At 62.1% G+C, this 1,503-nt stretch carries 1 protein-coding gene and 1 pseudogene; both read left to right on the plus strand.

The genetic code is table 11. From position 1 onward, the window contains the following. Positions 1 to 164 precede the first annotated feature (164 nt). Entirely contained in the window at positions 165 to 671 is a 507-nt protein-coding gene (pal, locus tag EOA86_RS34235) for a peptidoglycan-associated lipoprotein Pal (RefSeq protein ID WP_127212569.1), read from the plus strand. A 202-nt stretch (positions 672 to 873) separates the two neighbouring features. Beyond that, positions 874 to 1,503: pseudogene (locus EOA86_RS34240) on the plus strand (tol-pal system protein YbgF); the annotation flags it as partial.

Below are 1,503 nucleotides of genomic sequence, written 5' to 3' on the forward strand. Positions count from 1 at the left end.
CCTAGGGTCCGCGCACATTGTTGCCTCCTCGGATTCCCCTTGGGCAAAACGGCTGCGGACGGCAGCCGAAACCAAATTTTAACCGTGTTTCTTGAACGCCGGTTAACCCAAACGTGGTTACTGGACGATCAACGAAATCACTCGAATTGCGAAGGAGAGGCGGCATGGGCCGTATCGCAGCACTTACCAGAAACCCGGTGATGATCGCGCTGGTGGCGTCGCTCGCCATCGCCGGTTGCGCCTCGAAGAAGAACCTGAACAGCGCCGCCGATCTTGGTCTCAGTGGGGCCGGGGCGGCAACGCCCGGATCGGCCCAGGACTTCACCGTCAACATCGGCGACCGCATCTTCTTCGACACGGATTCGTCCTCGATCCGCGCCGACGCGCAGACGACGCTTTCGCGACAGGCGCAGTGGCTGAACCAGTATAGGCAGTATGCCATCGTTATCGAAGGCCATGCCGACGAGCGCGGCACGCGCGAATACAATCTGGCGCTCGGCGCCCGCCGTGCCGCCGCCACCCGCGACTTCCTCGTTGCCAGGGGTGTTTCCGCCCAGCGCCTGAAGACCATTTCCTACGGCAAGGAGCGTCCGGTTGCGGTTTGCGACGACATCTCCTGCTGGTCGCAGAACCGCCGCGCCGTCACCACGATCAGCGGCGCCGGTTCTTGATCGGCAATTTCTGATCGGCAGAAATGCAACACATATGTGCGAAAGGCGGCCGCGGCCGCCTTTTTCATGTCCGGCGCCCGTATATGGGACTTGAAACAAAATTTGGCCGAAGTCCTGCGTCCTGCTAAGAGCCGAGGCGCCTGACGGTCCCACTCCGATCGGAAGGCATGCAACAGGCAAACAATTTCACGGCGAGAGGCACATGCATTTCAGATCGGTCTTGAGCGGCACGCTTGCGCTGCTGCTTGTATCAAGCGTCGCCGCACTTGGTGGCGGTACGGGGGCAAGCGGCAACGAGCAACAACCGCCGAAAGGCGGCTTTTCCTTACATTTGCCGAAGATCAATTTGCCCGGCGTTTTCGGCGAAAGAAAGAAACCGGATCAGGTTCAATTCGCCCAGGATGGCACCGGCACTACGGCGCTGGAGGAACAGCTGCGCCAGATGAACGGCAAGATTGAGGAGCTCAACTTCCAGGTGCTGCAGATGCAGGAGCAGATCCGCAAGCAGCAGGAAGACAATGAGTTCCGCTTCCAGCAGCTGGAAGGCGGGTCGCAAGGCGCGCAGCAACCGGCCGAGCAGAAGAAGTCGGACGCCACCACCAACACCGACAGCAGCGTCGCCGAGGCTCCGGCGACGCACGCGCCGGGCGATGCGGGCTCACCGCCCGCCGGCGACCAGAGCGGGGAGGTCATCGTCGAATCGCCGACGGGCGAACCCGGCACGGTGATCCCCGGCACGCCGCCGAAGACGTTCGGCACCATCACCGTCGACAAGAACGGCAATGTGATCGACGCCGACGGCAACACGCAGGCACATGCACCGGTGCAGAAC

It is taken from the genome of Mesorhizobium sp. M5C.F.Ca.IN.020.32.2.1 (assembly GCF_004023105.1).
In the GTDB taxonomy this organism is placed as follows: domain Bacteria; phylum Pseudomonadota; class Alphaproteobacteria; order Rhizobiales; family Rhizobiaceae; genus Mesorhizobium; species Mesorhizobium wenxiniae.

What these genes read in the sequence shown, in the direction of transcription:
- pal (WP_127212569.1), top strand. Translation starts at nt 165, where the DNA reads ATGGGCCGTATCGCAGCACTTACCAGAAACCCGGTGATGATCGCGCTG.